A 24,027-nucleotide genomic window follows, 5' to 3' on the forward strand; every position below is an offset into this window, starting at 1 on the left:
TTGATCAATCGAACACGCACATTGCGAAGGGGAATGAGGATGGGCTGGTTATCTCGTGGGCGGACGGCCGCCTTGGCAGGGCGCTGGACCGGCGTGGCGGCTGCCGCCGCGCTGGCATTGGGAGCGGCGGCGGCGTCCGCGCAGGAATGGCCGGCACGGCCGATCACGCTGATCGTCCCGTTTCCCCCGGGCGGAACCACCGACATCTTCGCGCGCACCATCGCCGAGCACATGCGCCCCTCGCTGGGCCAGGCCATCGTCGTCGAGAACAAACCGGGCGCGGCCGGCAACCTGGGCGTGGCGACGGCCGCGCGCTCGCAGCCGGACGGCTACACCATCGTGCTGGGCTCCGTCGGCACGCAAAGCGTCAACCAGTTCCTGTACAGCAACATCGGCTTCAATCCCGCCACCGACCTGGTGCCGCTGGGCATGATCGCATCCACGCCCAACGTCATGGCGGTGGCCGCGGGATCGCCTTGGCGCAATCTTGAAGACGTGATGAAGGCCGTGAAGAAGGATCCCGGCAAGTATTCCTACGCCTCGCCGGGCATCGGCTCGTCGGTGCACCTGACGGGCGCCTATTTCGAGTCCATGGCCAACCTGCAGATGCTGCACGTGCCGTTCAAAGGGTCGTCGGCCGCGATTCCCGCCGTCATCGGCGGCCAGGTCGACATCCTGATGGACAACCTGCCCAGCTCCATGGCGGCGCTGAAGGCGGGCGACCGGCTGCGCGGCATTGCAGTCACGTCGGCCGAGCGCAGCCCCGCCGCGCCCGATCTGCCCACGATGGCCGAAGCGGGCCTGCCGGGCTTCGAGGTCACCGCGTGGTCTGGCCTATACGCGCCGCGCGGCACGCCCGCGCCGGTGGTCGACAAGCTGATCGCGGCCATGAGGCAGGCGCTGAAATCGCCCGAATTGCAGAAGTCGCTGGCGCAGGGCGGCGCCACGCCGGGCAACGTCTTCGGCGCCGACCTGGCTGCGTTCGAAGTCAAGGAGCGCGACAAGTGGGGCAAGCTGATCCAGAACCGCGGCATCAAGGCGGACTGAGCCCTGCGCCTGGCGAACGCCCTGTTTATCTTGATACTGAAAAGGCGACGCCGCCCACGCGCGGCGCCAGCCCTGCTTATTGCAGAGCGAAGGGCGCCGCTTCCACGGCGGGGCTGCGGCCCCGCATCAGATCCGTCAGCATGCGTGCGCTGCCCGCCGCCAGCGTGAAGCCCAGGCCGCCGTGGCCGGTGTTCAGCCACAGGTTGCGGTAGGGCGTGGCGCCGATCAGCGGCTTGCCGTCGGGCCGCGCGGGCCGCAGGCCCGCCCAGGCCTGCGGCGCGCCCGCGGGATTCAGGCGCGGAAAGAACTTCGCCACATCGCGTTCCAGGCTGCGCACGCGCGCGGGATCCACCGCGTTGCCGCCGGTGCCGATGTCGACCATGCCCGCCACGCGCAGCCGCTGGCCCAGCCGGGCGTAGACCACCTTGCGCCGGATGTCGCTGATGCTCGCGCTGGGTGCGATGCTGTCGGGGGTCAGGTCGTACGTCAGGCTGTACCCCTTGAGCGGATAGATACGCAAGTCCATGCCCAGCCGCCGCGCCAGGGTTTGCGCGCCCATGCCGCTGGCCAGCACGTAGTGGTCGGCGTCGATGTCGCCGCCGGCCGTCCCCGCGCCGACCACGCGTCCGCGTTCGGACCGCAACGCCTGCACCGGCGTATTGAAATGGAAACGCACAGGATCCGGCGCGGCGCGCAGGATGCGTTCCAGCTCGGTGCACAGGCGCTGGCAGTCCCCCGCATCTTCGGTGGGCGTGTAGATGGCGCCGGCGATGCTGGCGCCGATATCGGCCAGCGCCGGCTCCAGGTCCAGGCAGGCCTGCCGGTCCATCACGCGCTGCTCGCAGCCCAGCGTGGCCTGGTATTCGCGCTGCGACAACGCATGTTCATAGGCTTGCGCGTCCTGGTAGACCAGCAGCTTGCCGGACGAAGAAAAATCGAAATCCGGATTTTCGCGTTGCACCAGGTCGTGCACGCAGAGCCGGCTGTACAAGCCCAGCGCCAGCAGTTCGCGCGTGGTCGAGCGGCTGCGCGAGCGCGTGCAGGCGCGCAGGAAGTCGAGGCTCCAGCGCCACTGGTCAGGGTCCAGCCTGGGCCGGAATCGCAACGGCGTGTCGCGTCCCAGCAGCCAGGAAGGCAGCCGGGGCAGCACGCCCGGATCGGCCAGCGGCGCGACGAAGCTATAGCTGAGCTGCGCGCCGTTGGCCATGCTGGTGGACTGCCCGGGGCCCGATCCCGCATCGACGACGGTGACGCGATGGCCCTCGCGATGCAGGAAGTAGGCGGTGGTCATGCCGACCACGCCCGCGCCGATGACAACTATATGCATGGTGTTCCAGTGAAGCGGCACGGCATTGCAGCGCGCGCCAAGCTGTGCGATGTCCGCATGGGATCGTGTGCGGTCAGGCCGCCCATGCGGGCGTTTCGAAGCCGGGGGCGGCGCGTTCATCGCCGCGCAGCAGGCGTCCCGGCCGCGCGCCGGTGGCGGCTCCGTTTTCCTCGACCAGCACTCCGTTGACCAGCACCGCATGGATGCCGGTGGACGGCAGCGTCGGTTCCGCGAAGCTGGCGAGGTCCGCCACGGTGCGCGGGTCGAACACCACCACGTCGGCAAGGCATCCGGCGCGCAACACGCCGCGGTCCTTCAATCCGAACTGCGCGGCGGTCAGGCTGGTCATGCGGCGAATGGCTTCCTCCATTCCCAGCACGCGCATCTCGCGCACGTAGCGCGCCAGCACGCGCGAAAAAGCGCCCCACAGGCGCGGGTGCGGGCGCTGGTCATGCGGCAGGCCGTCGGAGCCGATCATCACGCTGCCGTGGCTGATGACGCGCTTCACGTCGTCTTCGTCCATCGAAAAATAGATGGCGCCGCCGGGCGACAGTTCTTCGGCCAGCCGGGTGGGATCCTTGCCTTCGCGCTCGGCCAGTTCGCGCAGGTCCACGCCCTGGATCTCGGGGCGGGTCTGCGACCACGTCACGATGATCTTTTCGCCGGCGGCCACGCGGCGCGGCTCCAGGATGGTGGACGACGCCGAATAGGGGTACACGTCCATGCCCAGCGGCTGGTTGGCGCGCGCGCGGTCGTACAGCGCCAGCGTTTCGGCCGTGCGCCCGTGGTTGTTCTTGCCGGTGACCTTGTGGTGGGACAGGATCGCGGGCACGTCGGCGGCGCGGCCGATCAGGAAAGCCTCTTCCATGGAATCGCAGACGTGGTCGGCCTCGTCGCGCAGATGCGTGGTGTACAGGCCGCGCCACGACGAAAGCGGTTCGGCCACGCCGATCACTTCTTCCGTGCTGGCGTGCATGGCGGTGGGGTAGTACAGACCGGTGGACAGTCCTGCCGCGCCGGCGGCCATGGCCTCGTCCAGCGCGCGGCGCATGACGGCGATTTCGCCTTTGTCGGCCGGCCTGTCCAGCCGGCTCATCGCGGACACGCGCAGGCTGGAATGCCCCACCAGCGCAAGGCTGTTCACGGCGGCGGGCGCATCGTGCAGCGCCTGTGCGTAGTCCTGCATGCGCGCATAGAGTTCGCCGGGATGCTTGGCCAGCAGATTGAGCGGCGGCGGCACGGCGTCGCCCGGCGTGCTGACCGGGGCCAGGCTGATGCCGCAGTTGCCGGTGACCACCGTCGTGATGCCCTGGCTGACCTTTGGACGCATCAGCGGCGTGCCCAGCAGCGCGCGGTCATCATGCGTGTGGCAGTCGATGAATCCCGGCGACACCACCTTGTTGGTGGCGTCGATGCGTCGACCGGCGCGCCACGCCGAGCCGTCGCCGATGGCGGCGATGCGCTGGCCTCGGATGGCGAGGTCGGCGCGGCGGGCGGGACCGCCCAATCCGTCGGCCACCAGGCCGCCGGTGATGATGATGTCGTAATCCTGCTGTTCGGGATGCGCGGGCATGGCGGGGAGGGGATCAGGGTTCGGGCGGGGCGGCCGGCCGGGGTGGACGGCGCGCCTCCAGATTGGCGAGCGATTCGGTGTTCAGGGCTGTCGGGAAGCCGTGCGCGACCAGGTGTTCCAGCGCGCCGTTGATGCGGTCCCAGCCTTCCTCCGTGCGCAGCGGCACGCCAAGGAAGTGGGATTCGGTCTTGGCGCGCAGCATCAGGTACAGCACGCCGGCCAGCATCACGCTGACGACGGCGGGGACGTCCACGTCGGGGGCCAGGCCGTCGACGCGGTCGATGAAGCCGCGCGCGGCGCGTTCGCGGCGTTCCGCCAGCGGCGCGGACACCTCGTTGCGTTCGATGAGTTCCCAGCGGCGCACTTCGCGCAGCGTCTCGTTGCCGGACAGCGCGTCGATCTGGGCGCGCAACATGGACAGCACGAGGTCGCCGGGGGTGCGCTGGCTGGATTCGTCGGCCGCCAGCAGACCCGGGTTGCGCGTCCAGAAGTCCTGCTCCTGCATCCAGGCCAGCATCAGCCCGGGCATGCCGTCAAAGTAGCGGTAGATGAGTTCCTTGCTGACGCCGGCGCGCTTGGCGATGGCATTGATGCCGACGCCGCCCATTCCGGTTTCCAGGATCTGGGATTCCAGGGCTTGCAGTATCAGTCGCTCGGTGTTTTCGCGGCGAGACATGGGCCTACTCCTTCATCACGATGAAACGCGGGCCATGATGTTGTGACTGCATGGTCACATTTGGCGTTTACGGTATTGCCTTGGACCGGCCACCATCAAGGGGGGAGTTTCCCTAAGACGCGCAGGCCGTGTGCGCGACAGCTGCCCGTCGCGCGCCCGGCGCGGCGATCGCCGACGGGACTACAGCCCCACCGCCTTCAGATCCGGACGCTGGCGATGCCAGTCGGTGACCGCCTGGAAAGCCATGCCGATCCGGCCCAGCGCGCCCTCGCCATTCGGCTTGCCCAACAACTGCACGCCCAGCGGCAGGCCGTCGGCGGTGAAGCCTGCGGGCAGGGCGAGTCCGGACGCGTTGACGTAATTGCCGGCCCGCGTGAAGGCGGCCAGCGGCGTGGCCGCTTCGTCCACGTCTTCGAGATGGCGCGCGCCGAAGGGGGCGCAAGGGGTCAGCACGGCGTCGAAGTCGCGCATCCAGTCCAGCCAGTCGCGCCGAGCTTGCACGTGCGCCTGAAGCGCGGCGATGTAGTCGGCGGCGGAGATCCCCTTGCCGGAAAGGACACGGGCCCGGACATACTTGCCGATGGGCATGCCGGCGTCCTCGATGTAGGCGCGATGGACCGCGTAGGCTTCGGCCGCGATGATCTGGCCGTTGCGCTGCATCATCTCGCGGAAGTCGAAGGGCAGAGGAGTTTCCGCTACGTCCGCGCCCAACGCCGCCAGCACTCGGCGCGCATCGTCCAGCGCGGACAGCGCGTCGCCGTCGACGGCGATGGGATGCTGCACGAGCGGCATCACCGCAATGCGCACGCCGCGCAGCGGCTGCGGGCTGTCCGGAGGCTCAACGTATTGGAAGGCGGGCGTGCCCAGCGTGTGGGGATCCTGCGGGTCCGGGCCCGCCATCAGCGCGGTCAGCAGCATCGCGTCGCGCGTGTCCCGCGTCAGCGGTCCCAGGGTGTCCAGGGTGGTCGACAACGCCACCGCGCCGTGCAGGCTGATCAGCCCGCGCGTGGTCTTCAGGCCCGTGACGCCGTTCAGCGCTGCGGGGATCCGCACCGAGCCGCCCGTGTCCGACCCCAGCGCGGCGGGCGCCAGGCCGGCCGCGACGGCCACACCCGACCCGCTGGACGATCCGCCGGGGACGCGCGGCTGCCGCAGGTCCCAGGGATTGCGCGGCGTGCCCATGACCGGGTTGGTGCCCCAGCCGCCAAAGGCGAACTCCACCATGTGGGTCTTGCCCAGCATCACCATGCCCGCGTCCAGCAGGCGCGCGACGGCGGTGGCGGTGACGCCGCTGCGGCGTTCGCGCCAGGCTTCGGAGCCCGCCGTGGTGACGTGTCCCTGGATGTCGCACAGGTCTTTGACCGCCACTGGCACGCCGTCCAGCGGGCTGAGCAGGCCGTACCCCGCGAGACGGCGCGCATCGGAGGCTTCCGCCAGCCGCAGCGCGCCGGCGCTGTCGACGCTGACAAAGGCGCCCAATGCCGGATTGGCCTGAGCGATGCGGTCCAGGAAGTGGCGAGTCAGCTCCACCGAGCTGTAGCGGCCCTGCGCCAGGCCGTCCGCCAGTTCGCTCATCGTGGCAAATGCGATCTCGGACATGTTTTCCTCTGGTTGATGCGGTGGTCCTGCCGGCCAGGTCCACGACAGCGCGCCGGTATGCGGCGGCATCGGAAGAAGGGTGCATGGGCGCGTCGATCCGGTCTATGCGCGCTTTCCCGCCCGGGCCCAAAAAAGCAACGGCCCATGCAGGGCATGGGCCGTCGGAGGCGGTGGCGTCAAGCGCGCGTCAGAGGATGCCGCGTATGCCCGCGATGCCGTGCGCGCCGTGGCGCAGCGCCTGCGACACGGTCTGGGTGGATTGCCCGCCCAGTGCGAACACCGGAATGCCGGCGTCGCGGTTGCCCTGCACGAAGCCTTCCCAGCCCAGCGTCGGCGCTCCCGGGTGGCTGGGGGTATCCAGCACCGGGCCCAGCACCGCGAAGTCGGCGCCGATGTCGCGGGCGTGGACGACCTGCGCGTTGTCGTGCGCGGACACGCCGACCAGCGCGGCCTTCGGCAGTTCGGGACGGGCGGTCAGGCGCGTCGCGTCAACGGTGCGCAGGTGCACGCCATCGGCTTCCTTCCACCATGCGATGGGATGGATGCTGTTGACCAGCACGCGCGCGCCGGCGGCGCGGCAGCGCTTCAGCACCTGCTGCAGGACTTCGTGCAGCGAACTGGCGCCCACGCCGTCCGGCCATTGCGGTTCGCGGAACTGCACCAGCTTCACGCCGCGCGCCAGGGCGGCTTCAAGGCGGCCCAGGAACGGCGCGATGCCCGCGCGCGAACCGATGGAACTGATGCCGTAGGTGGTGGGAAGCTGCAGCCAGCGCAAGGGCGGCAAGGTGGCGGGCAGAAGGTCGCCCACCGAGGCCGCGTTGGCGGGGTGCACCCATTCCAGGCGCTGGTTCTCGAGGCTTTGCGGTTCGCCTTCCCATCCGGTGACGTGGCAGAACGCCAGGCGGACCGTGGTGTGCGGATAGACGTGCACATAGGTAACCCAGGGACGCGACTGCGTGACGCGGATGCCGATTTCTTCGTGGAGCTCGCGCGCCAGCGCTTCCAGCACCGTTTCGCCGGGTTCCAGCTTGCCGCCGGGCAGTTCCCACCATCCCGACCACGGCTTGCCTTCAGGCCGCTGGCCCAGCAGCAGCATGCCGTCGGGACGCAGGATCAGGCCGGCGGCGACGTCGACGATCTTTTCAGACATGGCGGGCTGCCCAATCGCGCGCGAACTGATAGGCCACACGGCCCGAACGCGAACCGCGTTCGATCGTCCATTGCAGGGCCTCGGTGCGAGAGGGTTCGATCTGCGCTTCCGGGCAGCCCAGTTCGCGCAGCCAGTGGTACACGATGTCCAGGTAGTCGTCCTGCTTGAAGGGGTAGAACGACAGCCACAGGCCGAAGCGCTCGGACAGGGAAATCTTTTCCTCGACGGTTTCGCCGGGATGGATTTCGCCGTCGGGCTGATGCTTGGCCTGCAGGTTTTCGCTCATGTATTCCGGCATCAGGTGGCGCCGGTTGGACGTGGCGTAAATAAGCACGTTGTCGCCCGAGGCCGATACCGAGCCGTCCAGCACGGACTTCAGCGCCTTGTAGCCGGCCTCGCCTTCTTCGAAGGACAGGTCGTCGCAGAACACGATGAAGCGTTCCGGCCGCGCGGCGACCAGCTCGACGATGTCGGCCAGGTCGCCGAGGTCGGACTTGTCGACTTCGATGAGGCGCAGCCCGCGGTCGCCGTAGGCCGCCAGCATGGCCTTGACCAGCGAACTCTTGCCGGTGCCGCGGGCGCCAGTCATGAGGACGTTGTTGGCCGGCTTTTTCTGCAGGAACTGCAGGGTGTTGCGGTCGATGGTGGCCTTCTGGCGTTCGATGTGCTGCAGGTCCTGCATGTCGATGCGGGCCACGTGCCGCACGGCGTCCAGCCAGCCGCGCGCGCCGCGCTTGCGCCAGCGGAACGCGTGCGCGGTCCAGTCGATCTCGGGCGTGGCGGGCGGCAGGAAGGCTTCAAGCTGAGCCAGCACGCGCTCGGCGCGCTGGATAAGGGTGGTGAACTCGGTGGCCGTCATGGTCGATCAGGAGCGGTAGTCGGCGTTGATCGACACGTACTCGTGCGAGAAGTCGCAGGTGTAGACGGTGTCGCTGACCTGGCCGCGGCCCAACGCGATGCGCACCGAGATTTCGGCCTGCTTCATCACGCGCTGGCCGTCGGCTTCCTGGTAGTCGGGATTGCGGCCGCCGTTCTTGGCCACCAGCACGTCGTCGAGCCACAGGCGGATGTTGGAGACGTCCAGGTCGTCGATGCCGGCGTAGCCGACGGCGGCCAGGATGCGGCCCAGGTTGGGGTCCGACGCGAAGAAGGCCGTCTTGACCAGCGGCGAATGGGCCACGGCGTACGCGACCTTCAGGGCTTCGTCGGTGGTGCCGGCTTCTTCGACGCGGATGGTCATGAACTTGGTGGCGCCTTCGGCGTCGCGCACGATCTTGGTGGCCAGTTCCAGCGCAGCGGCGGTCAGGGCGCTGCGCACGGCGGCGTAGGCGGCGTCGGATTCGCTGTTGACGTTGACGCCGGACTTGCCGGTGGCGGCGATGATGAAGGAATCATTGGTGGAGGTGTCGCCGTCGACCGTGATGCGGTTGAACGAGGCGTCGGCGATTTCCACGGCCAGCTTGCGCAGGAGCGGCTGGGCGATGCCGGCGTCGGTGGCCAGGAAGCTGAGCATGGTGGCCATGTTGGGGCGGATCATGCCGGCGCCCTTGCTGATGCCGGTGAAGGTGACCGTCTTGCCGTCGATCTGCACCTTGGCCGACGAGATCTTCGGCAGGGTGTCGGTGGTCATGATGCCGTGGGCGGCGCTGGACCAGTGGTCGGCCGCCAGGTTGGCGATGGCGCCCGGCAGGCCGGCGACCAGGCGGTCGAGCGGCAGGGGTTCAAGGATGACGCCGGTGGAGAACGGCAGGATCTGAGCGGCCGGCACGCCCAGCAGCTTGCCCAGCGCGTCGCAGGTGTCCTTGGCTTTCTTCAGGCCTTCTTCGCCGGTGCCGGCGTTGGCGTTGCCCGTGTTGATGACGAGCGCGCTGATGGGGCCGCCGGCGGCCAGGTGGGCCTGGCAGACCTGCACGGGGGCGGCGCAGAAGCGGTTGCGCGTGAAGACGCCCGCCACGCTGGTGCCTTCGGCCAGGCGGAACACCGTCAGGTCACGCCGGTTGGCCTTGCGGATGCCAGCCTCGGTGACGCCGATTTCTACGCCGGCAACAGGAAAAATTTCGGACTCGGAGGGGATCTGCAGATTAACGGCCATGACTTCGTCTCTTGGAGTGAGCGGGCGGAACCGCCGCCAGGCAAGGCGGCGCGCGGGAAAGGTTCGTATTATCCCACCGCTTATGGGCGCGGTGTCCGGCCCCCTCGGCATCCCGAGGGGCGCGCGTGCCGGATCAGGGGCCGATGCGCATCTCGGCCACGTCCAGCACGCCGGCCTCGCGGTTGCTGAGCACGCTGCGCACCTTGCCATCGGGCGCCTGCAGCACTGATTTGCCGGCCGGCACGTCTTCGCCGCCCGCCCGGCGCGCCGACCGGCCGCGCGAGGGGGAAAACAGCAGGTCGCCCGCTTGCGCGCCCTGCAGGCGGGGGTTGGCGGACAGGACGCGCGTGCCGGGCGGATAGGTCATCTCGCCCAGCACGGTGTCGCGCGCGGCCAGGCCTTCGAAGCCCAGCGTGCGGCGCTGCCCGTCCAGCTGCAGGTCCACTTTCAGCAAGGGAATCTGCGCCACGGTCAGGGAACCGCTGCCCTCGGTGCGCAGCAGCCAGCGCGGGGCGGAGCCGGCCTTGTCCAGCGGCGTGCCGCGGGCGGCCGGGTCGACCTTCAGCCAGGCGCCGGGGGGCACCGGCTGCTGGTCCAGCGTATTCCCGATGGCCAGGTGGCAGCTTGCAAATTGCGGATGCCCGGCCTGCACCACGAATTCGATCCGATGCCCGTGCGCGCACAGCCAGCCCTCCTGCGCCTGGTCGCGCGCGATTTCCACGGACAGCGTTTCAGGCTGCTTGCTGGTCGCGGGATAGCGGAACAGGCGGGTGGCCGCCAGGCCCTGGATGGCGGCGGGGTGGGCCTCGGGGAAGACGGCGCGCTCGAACGAGGCCAGTTCGCCGGGCGTGGCCAGGCTGAGCACGGTGCCGGCGGGCATGTCCACGCCCGACAGCTGGGTGGGCTGGGCCAGCACCGTCTTGCGGTCGTCGTCGGCCTGCGCGGCGCGCTGGGCCGAGAACCACAGGCTGAACTGCTGAAAGGGAAAGATGGCGCCGATGAGGGCCAGGAAGGCCATCAGGAACGTGCCCGCGCGCCGGTGTCCGGCCAGCCAGCCCCGCGCGCCGCGCGAGGTGGCCAGCACGGCCAGCCAGGTCAGCAGCGTGGACAGGCAGGCCAGGGAGGCCGCCATCAGCACGTAGAAGTTACCGCCAGGTAGGGAAACCGGAATCATGGCGGCAATTATGCGCCAATCCGGACGGGGGTTTCCGCCGCGTCCGGGGCCTTAGTCCCGTGCCGACGCGGACCGGGTGGCCACCACCTGCAGCTTCAGTTCGCCCAGCGCCTGGAACAAGGCGTTGCGGCTGGCCTCGGGCAGGTCGGCGAACATGGACTTGACCCAGGTTTCGTGGGCGCGCGCCATGCGCGCAAAGCTCTTCTTGCCCTGCGGGGTCAGCTTGATCAGCGAACTGCGGCGGTCGGACTCGACCTTGGTGCGAACGACCAGGCCTTCTTTTTCCAGCTGGTCGGTGATGCCCGTGATATTGCCGTTGGTGACCATCATGTGGCGCGAGAGCTCGCCCATCTTCATGCCCTTGGGCGCGCGCTGCAACTGCGCCATCAGGTCGAAGCGGGGCAGGGTGGTGTCGAATTCGTTGCGCAGGCGGCTGCGGATTTCCCCTTCGATGAGGTTCGCGCAGGTCAGCATGCGCAGCCACAGGCGCAGCGCGTGGTGGTCGTCGGGCGCGGCGCGGGATTCCAGGTCGGGCGTATCAGTCATGGCTAGGAAGGTTACCGGGAATGCGTGAAGGAGCGGGCGCCAGGCCCATCTGTTCGAAGATGGCTTGAGTCAGCGGGCTGTGCGGGTCGTTGAGCGTCAGGACGATATCGTAGTGATTTGTGCCGGGCATCGGGACGTATGTGCCGGGATATCCGCGGTCGCGCCAGGCGGCAAGATAGTCGTCGCTCTGGCGCTTGAATTCGTCGGTCTCGGATTCGCCGTAGCTGACCACCAGCGGGCAGCCCGTCTGCGGCAGATTGAGCGCCGGGCTGTTCCGGATGGCGTCGGCCTCGCTCATGTGCATCCATTCGTTGATATGGGTGTGCACCAGCGGCCGCAGGTCGAACAGGCCGGACAGGGGCGCGGCGCCGCGCACGACGCCGGGCGGGACGTCATAGCTGGCGTGCCAGCCGCCAGACAGCAGCGCGCCCACCAGATGCCCGCCGGCCGAGCTGCCGCAGATGTGGATGCGCGCGGGGTCGCCGCCGTATTCGGCGATGTGGCGGTACACCCAGGCCAGCGCGCGCCGGTTCTGGTCGACGATGCGGTCCAGCGTGACCGCCGGAGCCAGCGAATAATTCACCGACACGACGACCGCGCCGGCCTGCGTAAAGGCGGGCGCCATGCTGCTGGATTCGTTCTTGGAAAGCAGGCGCCAGTAGCCGCCGTGGATGAAGACGAAGACCGGAGCGCCCGGCTTGCCCGGCGCGGCGCCGGCGGCCGGAAAAATGTCCAGCAATTCGTCGGGATGCTTGCCGAAAGGCACGTCCAGCGCGCAGTCCAGCGTGCTTCGCGCCGTGGCGCTGTCTTCGGCGTATTTCTTGAGTATCGGCTGGATGTCGGGTACTGTCGCGCGAGCGTTGTACTGGACGTCCAGACCGGCGCGATCGTAGTTGCGGTAGAGGGTGACCATGGCGGCAGGTTCGTGGTGAAGGCTTATGTTGGGCTTGCCGGCTAAGGCTTGCGGACAAGGACTCTGGAACCGAAGCCCGTTAGTAATAACCCTTTGGTAAAAACCCTAGACTTGTTTTGCCGAATACTTTAAACCTAAACTATGAACCACGCCAGTTTCCCTTTGTTGCATCACGGGATCGCGGCGTTGCAGGCAGTGTTATTGCCCGCACCGGCCTGACGGCGGCGCAACGGCGCCGGCCGGCCGGGCAAGAAGTCTTTCGAATCGCACCTTCAAAAAGAACACCCTCTGCGCGGGCTCGCGCACGGAGCACACCACCATGCGTTTGATCACTTCCCTCCTGGCTGCCGCCGCCCTGGTCCCGGCAATGGCCAGCGCCGACACCATCAAGGTCGGCATCGCCAACGACATCTCCGGCCCGTTCTCGGCGCTTGGCGCCGAAGCCCGCGACGGCTTCAACCTGGCCATCAAGCAACTGGGCGGCAAGCTGGGCGGACAGCCCGCGGAATTCGTGCAGACGGACATGGGCGGCAATCCGGATCAGGCCCGCCAACTGGTCACGCGCTACATCCAGCGCGAGAAGGTCGATTTCTTCACCGGCCCAATCGGTTCGAACGTGGCGCTGGCCGTCGGCCCGGCGCTGTTCGCGGCCAAGGTGCCGTACCTGTCCAACAACCCCGGCCCCAGCCAGTTCGCTGGCGCCCAGTGCAACAACTATTGGTTCGGCACGTCCTACCAGAACGACGCTTTCCATGAGGCCGCCGGCAAGGTTGCCGCCGACCGCGGCTTCAAGAAGATGTTCATCATGGCCCCCGACTACCCGGCCGGCAAGGATGCGCTGAACGGCTTCAAGCGCGGCTACAAGACCGCCCCGGGCGACGAGGTCTACACCAAGCTCGGCCAGATCGACTACGCCGCGGAAATCGCGCAGATCCGCGCCGCCAAGCCGGATGCCGTGTACATCTTCCTGCCCGGCGGCATGGGCATCAACTTCGTCAAGCAATTCGTGTCCGCCGGCCTGTCGCAGAACGTCAAGCTGATCGGCCCGGGCTTTTCGGCCGACGAAGACGTGATCCAGGCCGTGGGCGACCCGATGCTGGGCATGTACAACACCGCGCAATGGGCGCATGACCTGGACGTGCCGCAGAACAAGACGTTCGTCGAGGCCTTCCGCAAGGAATACAACGGCCGCTATCCGTCGGTGTACGCCGCCCAGGCCTACGACGTGATCATGGCCATGGACGCCGCCGTCAAGCAGGCCGGCGGCAAGGCTTCCGACCGCGACGCCATCGTGAAGGCGCTGGAAAAGGCCGACTACCCCTCGGTGCGCGGCAGCTTCACCTACGGCAAGAACCACTATCCGATCCAGGCCTACTACCTGCGCGTCGTCGAAAAAGACGGCAGCGGCCGCATCACCAACAAGCTGGTGGGCAAGGTGTTCGACAAGTACCAGGACGTCTACGTCGGCGACTGCAAAAAGATGTGACCCCCCCGAAGCACTGCGCGCTTCCCCCCAGGGGGCGTCGCAGCGGACCGGCAAAGCCGGATCCGCGCGACCCCGCTTGGGGGCGGCGGCTCATGACTTGAGCGCTGCGGATATTGGTTGCGGGATGCAGATTGGTTAGCTTTGGTGATTGTGTCGGCGCTCGCCTTCGGCAGCGCGCGGCAAGGGGGAAGTTTTCATGACGTTTACGCTGATCGTCGAGCAATTGCTGAACGGTCTGCAGTTTGGGTTGATGTTGTTTCTGATCGCGGCCGGGCTGACCCTGGTGTTCGGCATCATGGACATCATGAATCTGGCTCACGGCTCGCTCTACATGGCTGGCGCCTACGTCGCCGCCGAAACCATGCAACGCACGGGTTCGTTCACCGCCGCGGTCCTGGTGGCGGCAGTCGCCACGGGCATCGTCGGCGTGGTGCTGGAACTCACCCTGATACGCCGCCTGGCGCTGCGCGACCACCTGGCCCAGGTGCTGGGCACCTACGCCGTCATCCTCATCGCCAATGACCTGGTCAAGATGATCTGGGGTCCGGCGCCGGTCATGCTCAACATGCCCGCGGTGCTGTCCGGCCCGGTGCGCCTGTTGCCCGACCTCATGTATCCCGCCTATCGCCTGATGATCATCGTGTTCGGCGTGGCCGCCGCCGCGGGCCTGTACTGGTTCGTGACGCGCACCCGGGCCGGCGTGCTGGTGCGCGCGGGCGCCTCCAACCGCCAGATGGCCACGCTGATGGGCGTGCGCGTTCCGCTGCTGTTCCTGGGCGTGTTCGTGCTGGGCGCCATGCTGGCCGCCGTGGCGGGGGCGCTGCTCGGTCCGATCACCTCGGTGCAGGTGGGCATGGGTGAAGAGATCCTTATCCTGGTGCTGGTGTGCATCGTGATCGGCGGCATCGGATCGATCCGCGGCGCGTTCGTCGGCGCCTTGCTGGTAGGCATGGTGGACACGGCGGGGCGGGCCTTCCTGCCGATGCTGCTGCGCCAGGTCTTTTCTCCGGCCGTGGCTTCCAGCGTCGGCCCGACGCTCGCGGCCATCGCCATTTACGTACTGATGGCGGCTGTGCTGGTGTTCCGGCCCTCCGGCCTGTTTCCGGCGCGGGGCTGACCATGAAGACCAAACTCTGGACCGTGGTCCTTTTGGCCGCGCTGGCGGTGTTCCCGCTGGTGGCGCCCATGCTGGGCCTGGACTTCTACATTTCCTTCGTGCGGCGCGTGCTGATCTACGCGCTGGCCGCGACCAGCCTGAACCTGATCCTGGGCTACGGCGGCATGGTGGCGCTGGGGCATGCGGCGTTCTTCGGCGCGGGCGCCTACGCGGTGGGCATCCTGGCCATGTCGGGTGTCACGTCGGCGCTGGTGTCGTGGCCCGTGGCGATGCTGCTGGCGGGCGTGCTGGCCTGCATCACCGGCGCGATCTCGCTGCGCACCCGCGGCGTGTACTTCATCATGATCACGCTGGCGTTCGCGCAGATGCTGTTCTACATCTTCATTTCGCTGCGCCAGTACGGCGGGGAAGACGGGCTCAACCTGCCCGGCTACTCCAGCCTGCCCGGCATCGACCTGGCCAATGACGTCAGCTTCTATTACCTGGTGCTGGTGCTCTTCGCGCTGCTCATGTGGGTGTTCGGCCGCGTGGTCGCCTCGCGCTTCGGCATGGCGCTGCAAGGCATCCGCGAGAACGAATCGCGCATGGAATCCATGGGCTATCCCGTCTATCGCATCAAGCTCATGGCCTTCACGTTGAGCGGTGCGGCGGCGGGCCTTGCCGGCGCGCTGCTTGCCAACCACAACCTGTTCATCTCGCCCAGCCTCATGCACTGGACCCAGTCCGCCAACCTGCTGATCATGGTGCTGGTGGGCGGGATCGGCCTGCGCTATGGCGGCGTGGCCGGGGCCGTGGTGATGCTGACACTGGAAGAAGTGCTGCGGCTGTGGACCGAATACTGGCACCTGCCCCTGGGCGTGCTGCTGCTGTGCGTGGTGTTCGGCGCGCCGCGCGGCCTGGTCGGCCTCTTCGGGCCGCTGTTCAGCGGCCGCGCCGCCCCGCAATCCGGCAAGGTGGGCTCATGAGCATCCCAATGAACGCTACGACCGGAGCCGCCGCCGGCGGCACGATGCCCGCCCTGCAGGCGCGGGGCCTGGTGCGCCGTTTCGGCGCGCTGGTGGCCACCGACAATGTGTCGCTGTCGCTGGAACCCGGCGAGATCCACGCCTTGATCGGCCCCAACGGCGCGGGCAAGTCCACGCTGATCCACCTGCTGTCGGGCACGCTGTCCGCCGATTCCGGCGCGCTGACCGTCGACGGCCGCGACGTCACCGCCATGAATGCGCACCAACGCGTGGCGGCGGGGCTGTCGCGGTCCTACCAGATCACGAACATCTTCAAGCAGTCCAGCGTGCTGGACAACCTGGTCCTGGCCGTCCAGGCCCACGCCGGCAGCAGCTTCCGCTTCTGGAAGCCGCGCGCGGCGGAGTCGGCGCTGTATGAGCAGGCGCGCGAGCTGGCCCGCGAATGCGCCATCGACGCCGGCCTGCTGGGGCGCGCGGCGGGCACGCTGCCGCATGGCGAGCAGCGCAAGGTGGAATTCGCCCTGGCGCTGGCCGCCCGGCCCAAGGTCCTGCTGCTGGACGAGCCCATGGCCGGCATGGGTCCCGACGAGACCGTCCGCCTGACCGAACTGATCGAATCCATGCGGGGACGCGCCGCGATGCTGCTGGTTGAACATGACATGCAGGCGGTGTTCCGCCTGGCCGATCGCCTGTCGGTGCTGGTGTATGGCCGCGTGATTGCGTCGGGCACGCCGGACGAAATCCGCGCCAATCCCGAAGTGCGCCAGGCCTATCTGGGCGACGAGGAGACCGCGTGATGCTGACCATCGAATCGGCCAAGAGCGGCTACGGCGCCAGCCAGGTGCTCTTCGGCGTGGACCTGGAAATCGGCGCGGGGCAGGTCGTGACCTTGCTGGGCCGCAACGGCATGGGCAAGACCACGCTGCTGCGCACCCTGTTCGGCCAGCTGCCGCTGCGGGGGGGCAAGATCCATTTTGCGGGGCAGGACATCAGCGGCTGGAGCTCCGACCGCATCGCGCGGGTCGGCATGGCCATCGTTCCGGAAGGGCGGCAGTGCTTTCCCAACCTGACGGTGCGCGAGCACCTGACCGCGTTCGTGGCGGCGCGCAACCCCGACATCGGCGCGCCCTGGACGCCTGACCGCGTGTTCGAGCTGTTTCCGCGCCTTGCCGAACGCGCCCGCAACATGGGCAACCAGCTTTCCGGCGGCGAGCAGCAGATGCTGGCGATCGGCCGGGCGTTGGTCACCAACCCTCGGCTGCTGATCCTGGACGAAGCCACCGAAGGGCTGGCGCCGAAGATCCGCGAGGAAATCTGGAATTGCCTGGCCCGTCTGCGGGAAGCCGGTCAGACTATCCTGGTCATCGACAAATATGTCGAAAGGTTACTCAGCTTGGCGGACCGCCACGTCATCCTGGAACGCGGCAAAGTTGTCTGGACGGGCGACTCTTCCGCTCTGGACGCCGACCGTGGGCTGTGGGAACGCTACCTGGGCGTGTAGTAATAAAGCTGCAAAGCAGGTGGCCGAGTGGTAACAATCCCTGATATAAAACGAAATAAATCAGGATTTATATTGCTGCGGTGAAACTTAAGGTGTCTTGAACGCATCCAGACGTTTGCACCTGTATCAATTAACCCCGCTGTTATCTACACTAGCCGCGCCGGCCTCCCTCCAGGGAGGCCTTGGCGTTCAGGCTCATGGCTCAAGAGGCAGGGCACAAGGACGGGCAGCGCGTCGTAACACGGCGAGCTTGCCGGCCTGCGGCCCCCTTTTCGCGCGTGGCGACTCATCAGGCTGTCAGGAAGACTTTGCATGGCGAAATGGGGTTTGCGCAGAAAATCACTAATGGCGCTGCTGTTGGCGTGTCTGGTCGCCCTGGCGCCGGCCGCCTTGATCGGCTGGCAGGTGCTGGACGGAGTCCGGGAGCACTTCGGGCGCGCCTTTGCTGACAACTTCACGCAGCTGAACCGCCAGCGCGTGCTGGCGCCCGTATCGCGCGAACTGGCGCTTTCCCAGCGGCTTGCCGATAGCGAGGTCACTCGCCGCTGGCTGCGCAACGAAAGCGACCCCGCCGCGCGCGAACTGTTTTTCCGCGAGGCCGACGGCTATCGCCGCGACCTGCTGGGCGGCGCCTATTTCATCGCCAGCGCCGCCACGGGCAACTATTACTTCAACGACGACAAACCGCTGTCCGAGACGCCGCGCTATACGCTCAGCCCCAGCGCAGCGGACGACGGCTGGTTCTACGCCACGCTCAAAGCGACCGCCCGATACAACATCAACGTCAATCCCGACCTGAAGCTGCAGACCACCAAGGTGTGGATCAACGTGCAGATCCGCGACGGCGAGAAGGTGATGGGTCTGACCGGCGCCGGCCTGGACGTGGGCGGCTTCCTGAAGGAATTCGTGAACAGCGGGCAGCCCGGCGTCACGCCCATCATCGTCGACGAAGCGGGCGCCATCCAGGCGCACATGAACCCGGCGCTTATCGCCTACAACTCGGGCGCGGGCGGCGCCGGCGGCAAGGGCATGGTGTTCAGCCTGCTGGATGCCGGCGAAGGCCGCGACGAGCTGCTGTCGGCCATGCACGCGGCGCAGGCGGACCCGCAGTCGGTGCAATCGGCATGGGTAAAGATGGACGGGGTGCGCCAGCTGGTCTCCGTGGCGTACATGCCGGAACTGCACTGGCACGTGCTGACCGTGGTGGACCTGGGCGCCGCGCGCGTGCTGGAAACCGGCTGGCTGTGGCCGGCGGCCATCGGCCTGGTGGTGCTGTTCGCCGCCATGCTGCTTTGCTTCGGCTATGCCATCGAACGCCTGATGCTGCGTCCCCTGCGCCGGTTGCAGCAGTCGGCTCGCGCCATTGCCGATGGCAGCTATGACGTGCGCCTGCCGCCGGGCGGCCAGGACGAAATCGGCGACCTGAGCCGCGCGTTCGGCGTCATGGCCGACAAGGTCCGCAAGCACACGGCCGAACTGGAAACGAAAGTGCGCGAACGCACCTCCGAACTGGAAGACGCCAACCGGGCCATGGCGGCCGCGCACAAGAAGATCGACGACTCCATCGATTACGCCAGCCTGATCCAGCGCGCCATCCTGCCCGACCGTCAACTGACCCAGTCCCTGGGCGCGCATCACTTCGTGCTGTGGAAGCCGCGCGACGTGGTGGGCGGCGACTTCTATGTCTTCCGCGAGGACGGCGCCAACTGCCTGCTGGGGATCATGGACTGCGCGGGCCACGGAGTGCCTGGCGCGTTGATGACGATGCTGGCGCGCGCCGCCATCGACCTGGCGATCACGGAAGTCGGACCGGGCGACCCCGCCGGCATCCTTACCCGCACCGACAATGCCATCCGCGCCATGCTTGCGGACGCGCAACTGCCCCGGGCGCTGGCCACAAACACCGATGCGGGGCTGGTATATATTGACCGCCGCGCCGGCCGGCTGCTGTATGCAGGCGCCAAGATCAGCCTGTACGCAAGCGACGGCGAAAGCCTGCGCGAAGTGCCGGGCGGCAGGCGCGCGCTGGGCGACAAGCGCGTGGGAATTTACGAGAACATCGCTTTGCAGATGGAGCCGGGCTGGACGTACTACCTGGCCACCGACGGATTCCTGGACCAGGCGGGCGGCGAGCACGGATTCGGCTTTGGCAACACGCGCTTTGCCGACATGCTCAAGACGCACGCCCGGCGGCCGTTAACCGAACAGGCGGCCGCCTTCAGCCAGGCGCTTGCCGAATACCAAGGTGGCCGGCCGCAGCGCGACGACATTACCTTGCTGTCTTTCCGTTTCGAATAATCGTTATCAAGGCGCTACCCTCCATGAATGCCTCCGATCTCTACGCGTTGGGCGCGCGGTTCGACCAGAACCGCACCCTCCTGTGTTTCAACGGGCCCATCTCCCGCAGCCTGATCGAGGAAATCGGGAACGCGCTCAAGAACTACCTGAACGCCGAGCACGTCCGGCCCGCGGAAGCGATGGACGTGTTCTCGGTCTACATCGAGATGATCCAGAACATCCGCCAGTACGCGGCCCAGAACGGCGACGCGGATGCGTCGGCCACGGTGGTGATCGGCCGCCGCGACGAAAGCCGCTATGTGGTGTCGGCGGGCAACCTGGTCAGCTCGGAGGACGGCCACAGCCTGGTCGCCCGCATCCAGGAACTGGCCGCGCTGGACAAGGCCGCATTGAAGGCCGAGTACAAGGCCCAGCTGCACAAGCCGCGCACGCAAGGCGTGGCGTCGGGGGCGGGTCTGGGCCTCATCGACATCGCGCGCCGCGCCGGCGCCCCGCTGGAAGCCAGCCTGACGCCCGCCGCGCAGCCGGGCAAGGCCTTCTTCAGCCTGAGCGTCGTGGTCTGAGACGCGCTCAAAGGATTATTTTCGGAGTATTTGATGAAAGACCTGAACATTCCCGGGACCCAGTCCACGCCCGCCATTGCCGCGGACGCCGCCGCCGGCGTGTTGGCGATGCGCGGCGACTCCTATCCCGAGAATTCCTTCGAACTGTTCGGCCCGGTCATTGAATGGGTCGAGGCCTACCTGCAAGGCAGCGACGCGCCCCTGAGCCTGGAACTCGAACTGCTCTACCTGAACACCAGCAGCATCAAGTCGGTCATGGACATTTTCGACGTGCTGGAGGCCGCGCACCGCAAGGGTCGCCAGGTCGGCGTCACCTGGTTCTACGACATGCGCAACGAGCGCGTTGGCGAGCTGGCCGAGGAATTCAAGGAAGATTGCACCTTTCCGTTTTCGGTCGTCGGCCGCCAATGAAACCGGGCGCCGCCGAACTGGACCAACGCATCGCCGATTTGCTGGCGGATCCGGCCTATGCCGGCCATCCGCTGCGCGAGGCGCTCGAGGCACTCTGGCGGCACACCGGTGAACAAATGGTGCGCATCCAGCGCGTGACCCAACTGTCGGACGCCTACCAGAGCATGGCGCACGAGCGTGAACTAGGCCTGTGCGACCAGTTCGACCGCCAGTTGCGCCGCCTTACCCGTATCGCGCGGATCTCGGACCACTACCAGAACATGATGCGCGACCTGAACCGCGCGCTGGAGGAAACGTCCAGCCGCGACCCGCTGACAGGCCTGTTGAACCGGCGCGCGCTGATGGAAATGATCAAGCAGGAAGTCCAGCGCGCCTCGCGCAGCGGCGACAGTTTCGTCGTCGCGATGCTGGACGTGGATCACTTCAAGGCCGTGAATGACCGCTACGGCCACGAGACCGGCGACCGCGCCCTGGTCGAGCTTGCCGGCGTGCTGGGCGAAAGCCTGCGCCAGTACGATTTGTGCGGGCGCTGGGGCGGCGAGGAGTTCCTCGTGCTGCTTCCCCAGACGCAGCCGGACACGGCGCAGGCGGTCATGGACCGCCTGGTCGGCGACGTGCGCGGCCTGGCGATCGCCGCCGGGGAAGACGTGCTGCGGCTGACGGTCAGCATCGGCATGGCGTACCACCAGTTGGGCGAGACCTTCTCCGAGACGCTCAGCCGGGCGGATCAGGCGTTGTACCTGGCCAAGCAAGACGGGCGTGACCGCGTCGCGCTTGGCTTCCCGAGGCGCTAATGAAACCGGAACCGCTGTTATCCGGGTTGGAGCCCCTTATGCTTGATTCTCATCTTGGCGGTTCAAGCACGAACCCCCAAGGCGCCGCGTGGCATGTGGGCAATTACCTTTCGTCGATGGACCGGGCGCTGCTGCTGTTCGACTTCGACGCAACCGGCTCCCTGCTGAACGCAAACGCAAATTTCCTGCGCGCGGTGGGCTATGCCCGCGACGAAGCCCTGGCGCTGCGCCACGACATGCTGTGCGACAGCATGGACGAAGGCAAGGGCATCGCCAGCGGCGAACAGATCTGGGCCCGCCTGCGCGCTGGCCAGCATTTCTCGGGCACCTGCCGGTACCGCAAGAAGGACGGCAGCTCGCTCTGGATCGAAGCAACGTACCTGCCGATGCTTGACGAGGCCGGCGACGTCGGCCGCATCTCGGTCATCTCGCGCAAATCGATCGCCGACGCCGAACGCCAGGAAGAAATCCGGCTGCTGATGCTGGGCATCAACGAGACCGGCAACGCCGTGGCGGTTTCGGGTTGCGACGGGCGCATCGTCTACGTGAACGACGGTTTCCAGCGCATGCTGGGCTTTTCCCGCAGCGACGCCGTGAACCAGGACCTGGGCGAACTGCTGTCGGGCGGGCGCGCCGACGGCGGCACGCGCGAGGAACTGCACCGCCGCATCGCCTGCCGCGAGGGCTATCACAAGGACGTGCTGGTCTACGACCGCGGCGGCAAGCCGCTGTGGGTCTCGGTCATGGCGAACTCGGTGTTCGACGACCGCGGCACGCTGGTCAACATCGTGGACGTGCTGACCGACATCACGCCCACGAAGGTGCACGAGGTCCTGCAGCGCCGGGTGCTGCAGGCCATGGTGAACGAGGCCTCGGTGGTCGAGGTCATGAACATGGTGTGCCGCGAGGTCGAGCGCCTGGCGCCCGAGGTGGCGGCCACGGTGGTGCGCGTGGACGACGCCGGGTTGCTGCGGCCGATGGCCGCGCCCAGCCTGCCGCAAGCCTATTCGGATGCGCTGGACGGCGTGGCGATCGGCCCGCAGGTCGGCGCCTGCGGCACCAGCGCGTTCCTTGGCCGTCCGGTGATCGTGCCGGACATCGCCACGGACCCGCTCTGGGACGACTACCGGCACCTGCCGCTGCCCGACGATTTCAAGGCTTGCTGGTCGTCCCCCATCAAGTCCAGCGATGGCCGGGTGATCGGCACGTTCGGGTTCTATTTCCGCGAGCGGCGGCTGCCGGATGATTTCCACCATCGTCTGGTGGATGTCTGCGTGTACCTGTGCGCGCTGGCGCTGGAGCGCGAGGAAGCCCGCGCCCGCATCCGCCAGCTTGCGTTCTATGACGAGCTGACGGGGTTGCCCAACCGCAATCTGCTGCTGGCTCAGGCCGAGCAGGCGATCGCGCGCGCGGAACCCGAGCGCAAGCGCGTCGCGGTGCTGTTCCTGGACCTGGATCGCTTCAAGCAGGTGAACGATACGCTTGGGCACCCGATCGGCGATGCGCTGCTGCGCGACGTGGCGCAGCGCCTGCGTCGGCTGGCGCGGTCTACCGATATCGTGGGCCGGCTGTCGGGCGACGAGTTCGTGCTGCTGATGCCGGAGTTCGAACATGGCCGCCTGACCGCCGCCGCGGAGCAGATCCTGGTGGCGCTGGCCCAGCCGTTTTCGGTGGGCGGCATTACGTTGAACCCGTCGGTCAGCATCGGCATCAGCGTGTTCCCGGAAAACGGCCGCGATATGGACACGCTGCTGCGCCACGCGGACATGGCGATGTACCAGGCCAAGACGGCCGGGCGGAACCGCATTTCGTTTTTCAGCGCCGAAATGAACCGCCAGGCGCAGGAGCGTCTGGCGCTGGAAGCGGCGTTGCGCGACGCCCTGGAAGCCAAGGCCCTGCGCCTGCATTACCAGCCGCAGGTGGGCCTGAAGAACGGCAGCCTGTACGGAGTGGAGGCGCTGGCCCGCTGGCGTCATCCGACGCTGGGCGACATTTCTCCGGCGCGCTTTGTGCCGCTGGCGGAGGAGTGCGGTCTGATCGGAGACCTGGGCGATTGGGCGCTGCGCGAGGCGTGCTCGCAACTGGCGATCTGGCGCAACAACGGTCTGCGGGTGCCGTCGGTGTCGGTGAATCTGTCGGCGACGAATTTCCACAACCTGAACCTGCCGCGCATGATTGCCGCGACGCTGGCGGAGTTCGGGCTGGTGCCGGCTGATCTGATGCTGGAGATCACCGAAGGCGTGGTCCTGGACGCGACGGCGGGCACGTTGCGGACGATCGCCGAACTTCATCGGCTGGGCGTACGCCTTTCGATGGACGACTTCGGGACGGGTTATTCCAGCCTGGGCCACTTGCGCCGTCTGATCGTGGACGAACTGAAGCTGGACCGCAGCTTCGTGCAGGGGCTGGAGAGCGACGATGCCGCTCGTGCGCTGACCAGTGCAGTGATCCGGATCGGCGAGAGCTTGAGTCTGCCCGTAGTTGCCGAAGGGGTCGAGAATGAGGAGCAGCGGCGCTTCCTGATCGAGCAGGGGTGCGCGGCGGGGCAGGGGTTTCTGTTTTCACCGCCGTTGCCGGCGGGGGACCTCGAGGAGTGGTTGCGGGCGCGGGGGTAATCGCTGCTTGTTTTCTCGGCTTTCGTTTTCTGCTGATTTGGGTTCTTTAGCCGCCCGGCGTGGCGCGGGCCCGGGGTGGGCGGGGCTACGATTGCGGTCCGGAGCCTTCGCTCCGGACTGCCCCTTCGTCAACCTTGTATGGTGTGGGTGCGCCTTCCTCTGTAGGAGGGTGCTGGGGTA

At 67.5% G+C, this 24,027-nt stretch carries 21 protein-coding genes; 11 read left to right on the top strand and 10 right to left on the bottom strand.

The annotated features are described in order from the left end of the window. The first annotated feature begins 39 nt into the window (after window positions 1-39). Complete coding sequence (locus RT614_RS23560) at window positions 40-1,047, top strand: tripartite tricarboxylate transporter substrate binding protein (RefSeq protein ID WP_313624589.1); 1,008 nt, start codon at window positions 40-42, stop codon at window positions 1,045-1,047. 76 nt (window positions 1,048-1,123) lie between these two features. On the opposite strand, the gene RT614_RS23565 is transcribed toward RT614_RS23560, so the two are convergent. The 10 genes from RT614_RS23565 to RT614_RS23610 form a co-directional block, all read right to left on the bottom strand. Next, window positions 1,124-2,494: a D-amino acid dehydrogenase gene (locus RT614_RS23565; protein WP_409558513.1), complete on the bottom strand. Its 1,371-nt coding sequence runs from the start codon at window positions 2,492-2,494 to the stop codon at window positions 1,124-1,126. Then, entirely contained in the window at window positions 2,448-3,947 is a 1,500-nt protein-coding gene (locus RT614_RS23570) for a D-aminoacylase (RefSeq protein WP_313624591.1), read from the bottom strand. Before RT614_RS23570 ends, RT614_RS23565 begins: the two co-directional genes overlap by 47 nt. Window positions 3,948-3,960: 13 nt before the next feature. After that, window positions 3,961-4,623 (bottom strand): TetR/AcrR family transcriptional regulator, encoded by a 663-nt coding sequence (locus RT614_RS23575; protein ID WP_313624592.1) that lies wholly within the window; start codon window positions 4,621-4,623, stop codon window positions 3,961-3,963. Between the two features lie 180 nt (window positions 4,624-4,803). Then, a complete protein-coding gene (locus tag RT614_RS23580; protein WP_313624593.1) occupies window positions 4,804-6,222 on the bottom strand; it encodes an amidase in 1,419 nt (472 codons plus the stop codon). 187 nt (window positions 6,223-6,409) lie between these two features. Then, on the bottom strand, window positions 6,410-7,372 hold the full coding sequence (locus RT614_RS23585) for a Nudix family hydrolase (RefSeq protein ID WP_313624594.1): 963 nt from the start codon (window positions 7,370-7,372) through the stop codon (window positions 6,410-6,412). Further along, window positions 7,365-8,231 (bottom strand): ATP-binding protein, encoded by an 867-nt coding sequence (locus tag RT614_RS23590; protein ID WP_313624595.1) that lies wholly within the window; start codon window positions 8,229-8,231, stop codon window positions 7,365-7,367. The genes RT614_RS23585 and RT614_RS23590 overlap by 8 nt, the downstream gene beginning before the upstream one ends. Before the next feature lie 6 nt (window positions 8,232-8,237). Beyond that, complete coding sequence (gene argJ, locus RT614_RS23595) at window positions 8,238-9,464, bottom strand: bifunctional glutamate N-acetyltransferase/amino-acid acetyltransferase ArgJ (RefSeq protein ID WP_313624596.1); 1,227 nt, start codon at window positions 9,462-9,464, stop codon at window positions 8,238-8,240. A 133-nt stretch (window positions 9,465-9,597) separates the two neighbouring features. Beyond that, complete coding sequence (locus RT614_RS23600; protein ID WP_313624597.1) at window positions 9,598-10,638, bottom strand: hypothetical protein; 1,041 nt, start codon at window positions 10,636-10,638, stop codon at window positions 9,598-9,600. A gap of 51 nt (window positions 10,639-10,689) precedes the next feature. Next, complete coding sequence (locus RT614_RS23605) at window positions 10,690-11,184, bottom strand: MarR family transcriptional regulator (protein ID WP_313624598.1); 495 nt, start codon at window positions 11,182-11,184, stop codon at window positions 10,690-10,692. Beyond that, complete coding sequence (locus RT614_RS23610; protein ID WP_313624599.1) at window positions 11,177-12,097, bottom strand: alpha/beta hydrolase; 921 nt, start codon at window positions 12,095-12,097, stop codon at window positions 11,177-11,179. Before RT614_RS23610 ends, RT614_RS23605 begins: the two co-directional genes overlap by 8 nt. A gap of 319 nt (window positions 12,098-12,416) precedes the next feature. On the opposite strand from RT614_RS23610, the gene RT614_RS23615 reads away from it, so the two are divergent. The 10 genes from RT614_RS23615 (at window position 12,417) to RT614_RS23660 (ending at window position 23,847) form a co-directional block, all read left to right on the top strand. Then, the gene (locus RT614_RS23615) at window positions 12,417-13,583 is read left to right on the top strand and encodes an ABC transporter substrate-binding protein (RefSeq protein ID WP_313624600.1); all 1,167 of its coding nucleotides are present in this window, start codon (window positions 12,417-12,419) and stop codon (window positions 13,581-13,583) included. A gap of 196 nt (window positions 13,584-13,779) precedes the next feature. Next, complete coding sequence (locus RT614_RS23620; protein WP_313624601.1) at window positions 13,780-14,700, top strand: branched-chain amino acid ABC transporter permease; 921 nt, start codon at window positions 13,780-13,782, stop codon at window positions 14,698-14,700. A gap of 2 nt (window positions 14,701-14,702) precedes the next feature. Beyond that, on the top strand, window positions 14,703-15,665 hold the full coding sequence (locus RT614_RS23625) for a branched-chain amino acid ABC transporter permease (protein ID WP_076518686.1): 963 nt from the start codon (window positions 14,703-14,705) through the stop codon (window positions 15,663-15,665). Between the two features lie 8 nt (window positions 15,666-15,673). After that, window positions 15,674-16,462, top strand: a complete 789-nt coding sequence (locus tag RT614_RS23630) for an ABC transporter ATP-binding protein (RefSeq protein ID WP_313624602.1) — start codon at window positions 15,674-15,676, stop codon at window positions 16,460-16,462. Further along, window positions 16,462-17,166: an ABC transporter ATP-binding protein gene (locus tag RT614_RS23635; protein ID WP_313624603.1), complete on the top strand. Its 705-nt coding sequence runs from the start codon at window positions 16,462-16,464 to the stop codon at window positions 17,164-17,166. The genes RT614_RS23630 and RT614_RS23635 overlap by 1 nt, the downstream gene beginning before the upstream one ends. 312 nt (window positions 17,167-17,478) lie before the next feature. Next, a complete protein-coding gene (gene siaA / locus RT614_RS23640) occupies window positions 17,479-19,464 on the top strand; it encodes a biofilm regulation protein phosphatase SiaA (protein ID WP_313624604.1) in 1,986 nt (661 codons plus the stop codon). Window positions 19,465-19,487: 23 nt separating this feature from the next. Next, a complete protein-coding gene (gene siaB, locus RT614_RS23645; protein ID WP_313624605.1) occupies window positions 19,488-20,027 on the top strand; it encodes a biofilm regulation protein kinase SiaB in 540 nt (179 codons plus the stop codon). A 33-nt stretch (window positions 20,028-20,060) separates the two neighbouring features. Beyond that, entirely contained in the window at window positions 20,061-20,438 is a 378-nt protein-coding gene (siaC, locus tag RT614_RS23650; protein ID WP_313624606.1) for a biofilm regulation phosphoprotein SiaC, read from the top strand. Next, window positions 20,435-21,232, top strand: a complete 798-nt coding sequence (siaD, locus tag RT614_RS23655; RefSeq protein ID WP_313624607.1) for a biofilm regulation diguanylate cyclase SiaD — start codon at window positions 20,435-20,437, stop codon at window positions 21,230-21,232. Before siaC ends, siaD begins: the two co-directional genes overlap by 4 nt. A 38-nt stretch (window positions 21,233-21,270) precedes the next feature. Beyond that, window positions 21,271-23,847, top strand: coding sequence for an EAL domain-containing protein (locus tag RT614_RS23660; RefSeq protein WP_313624608.1), 2,577 nt, complete (start codon window positions 21,271-21,273; stop codon window positions 23,845-23,847). Window positions 23,848-24,027: the final 180 nt, after the last annotated feature.

The organism is Achromobacter sp., from assembly GCF_032102605.1.
Taxonomy (GTDB): Bacteria; Pseudomonadota; Gammaproteobacteria; order Burkholderiales; family Burkholderiaceae_B; genus Achromobacter.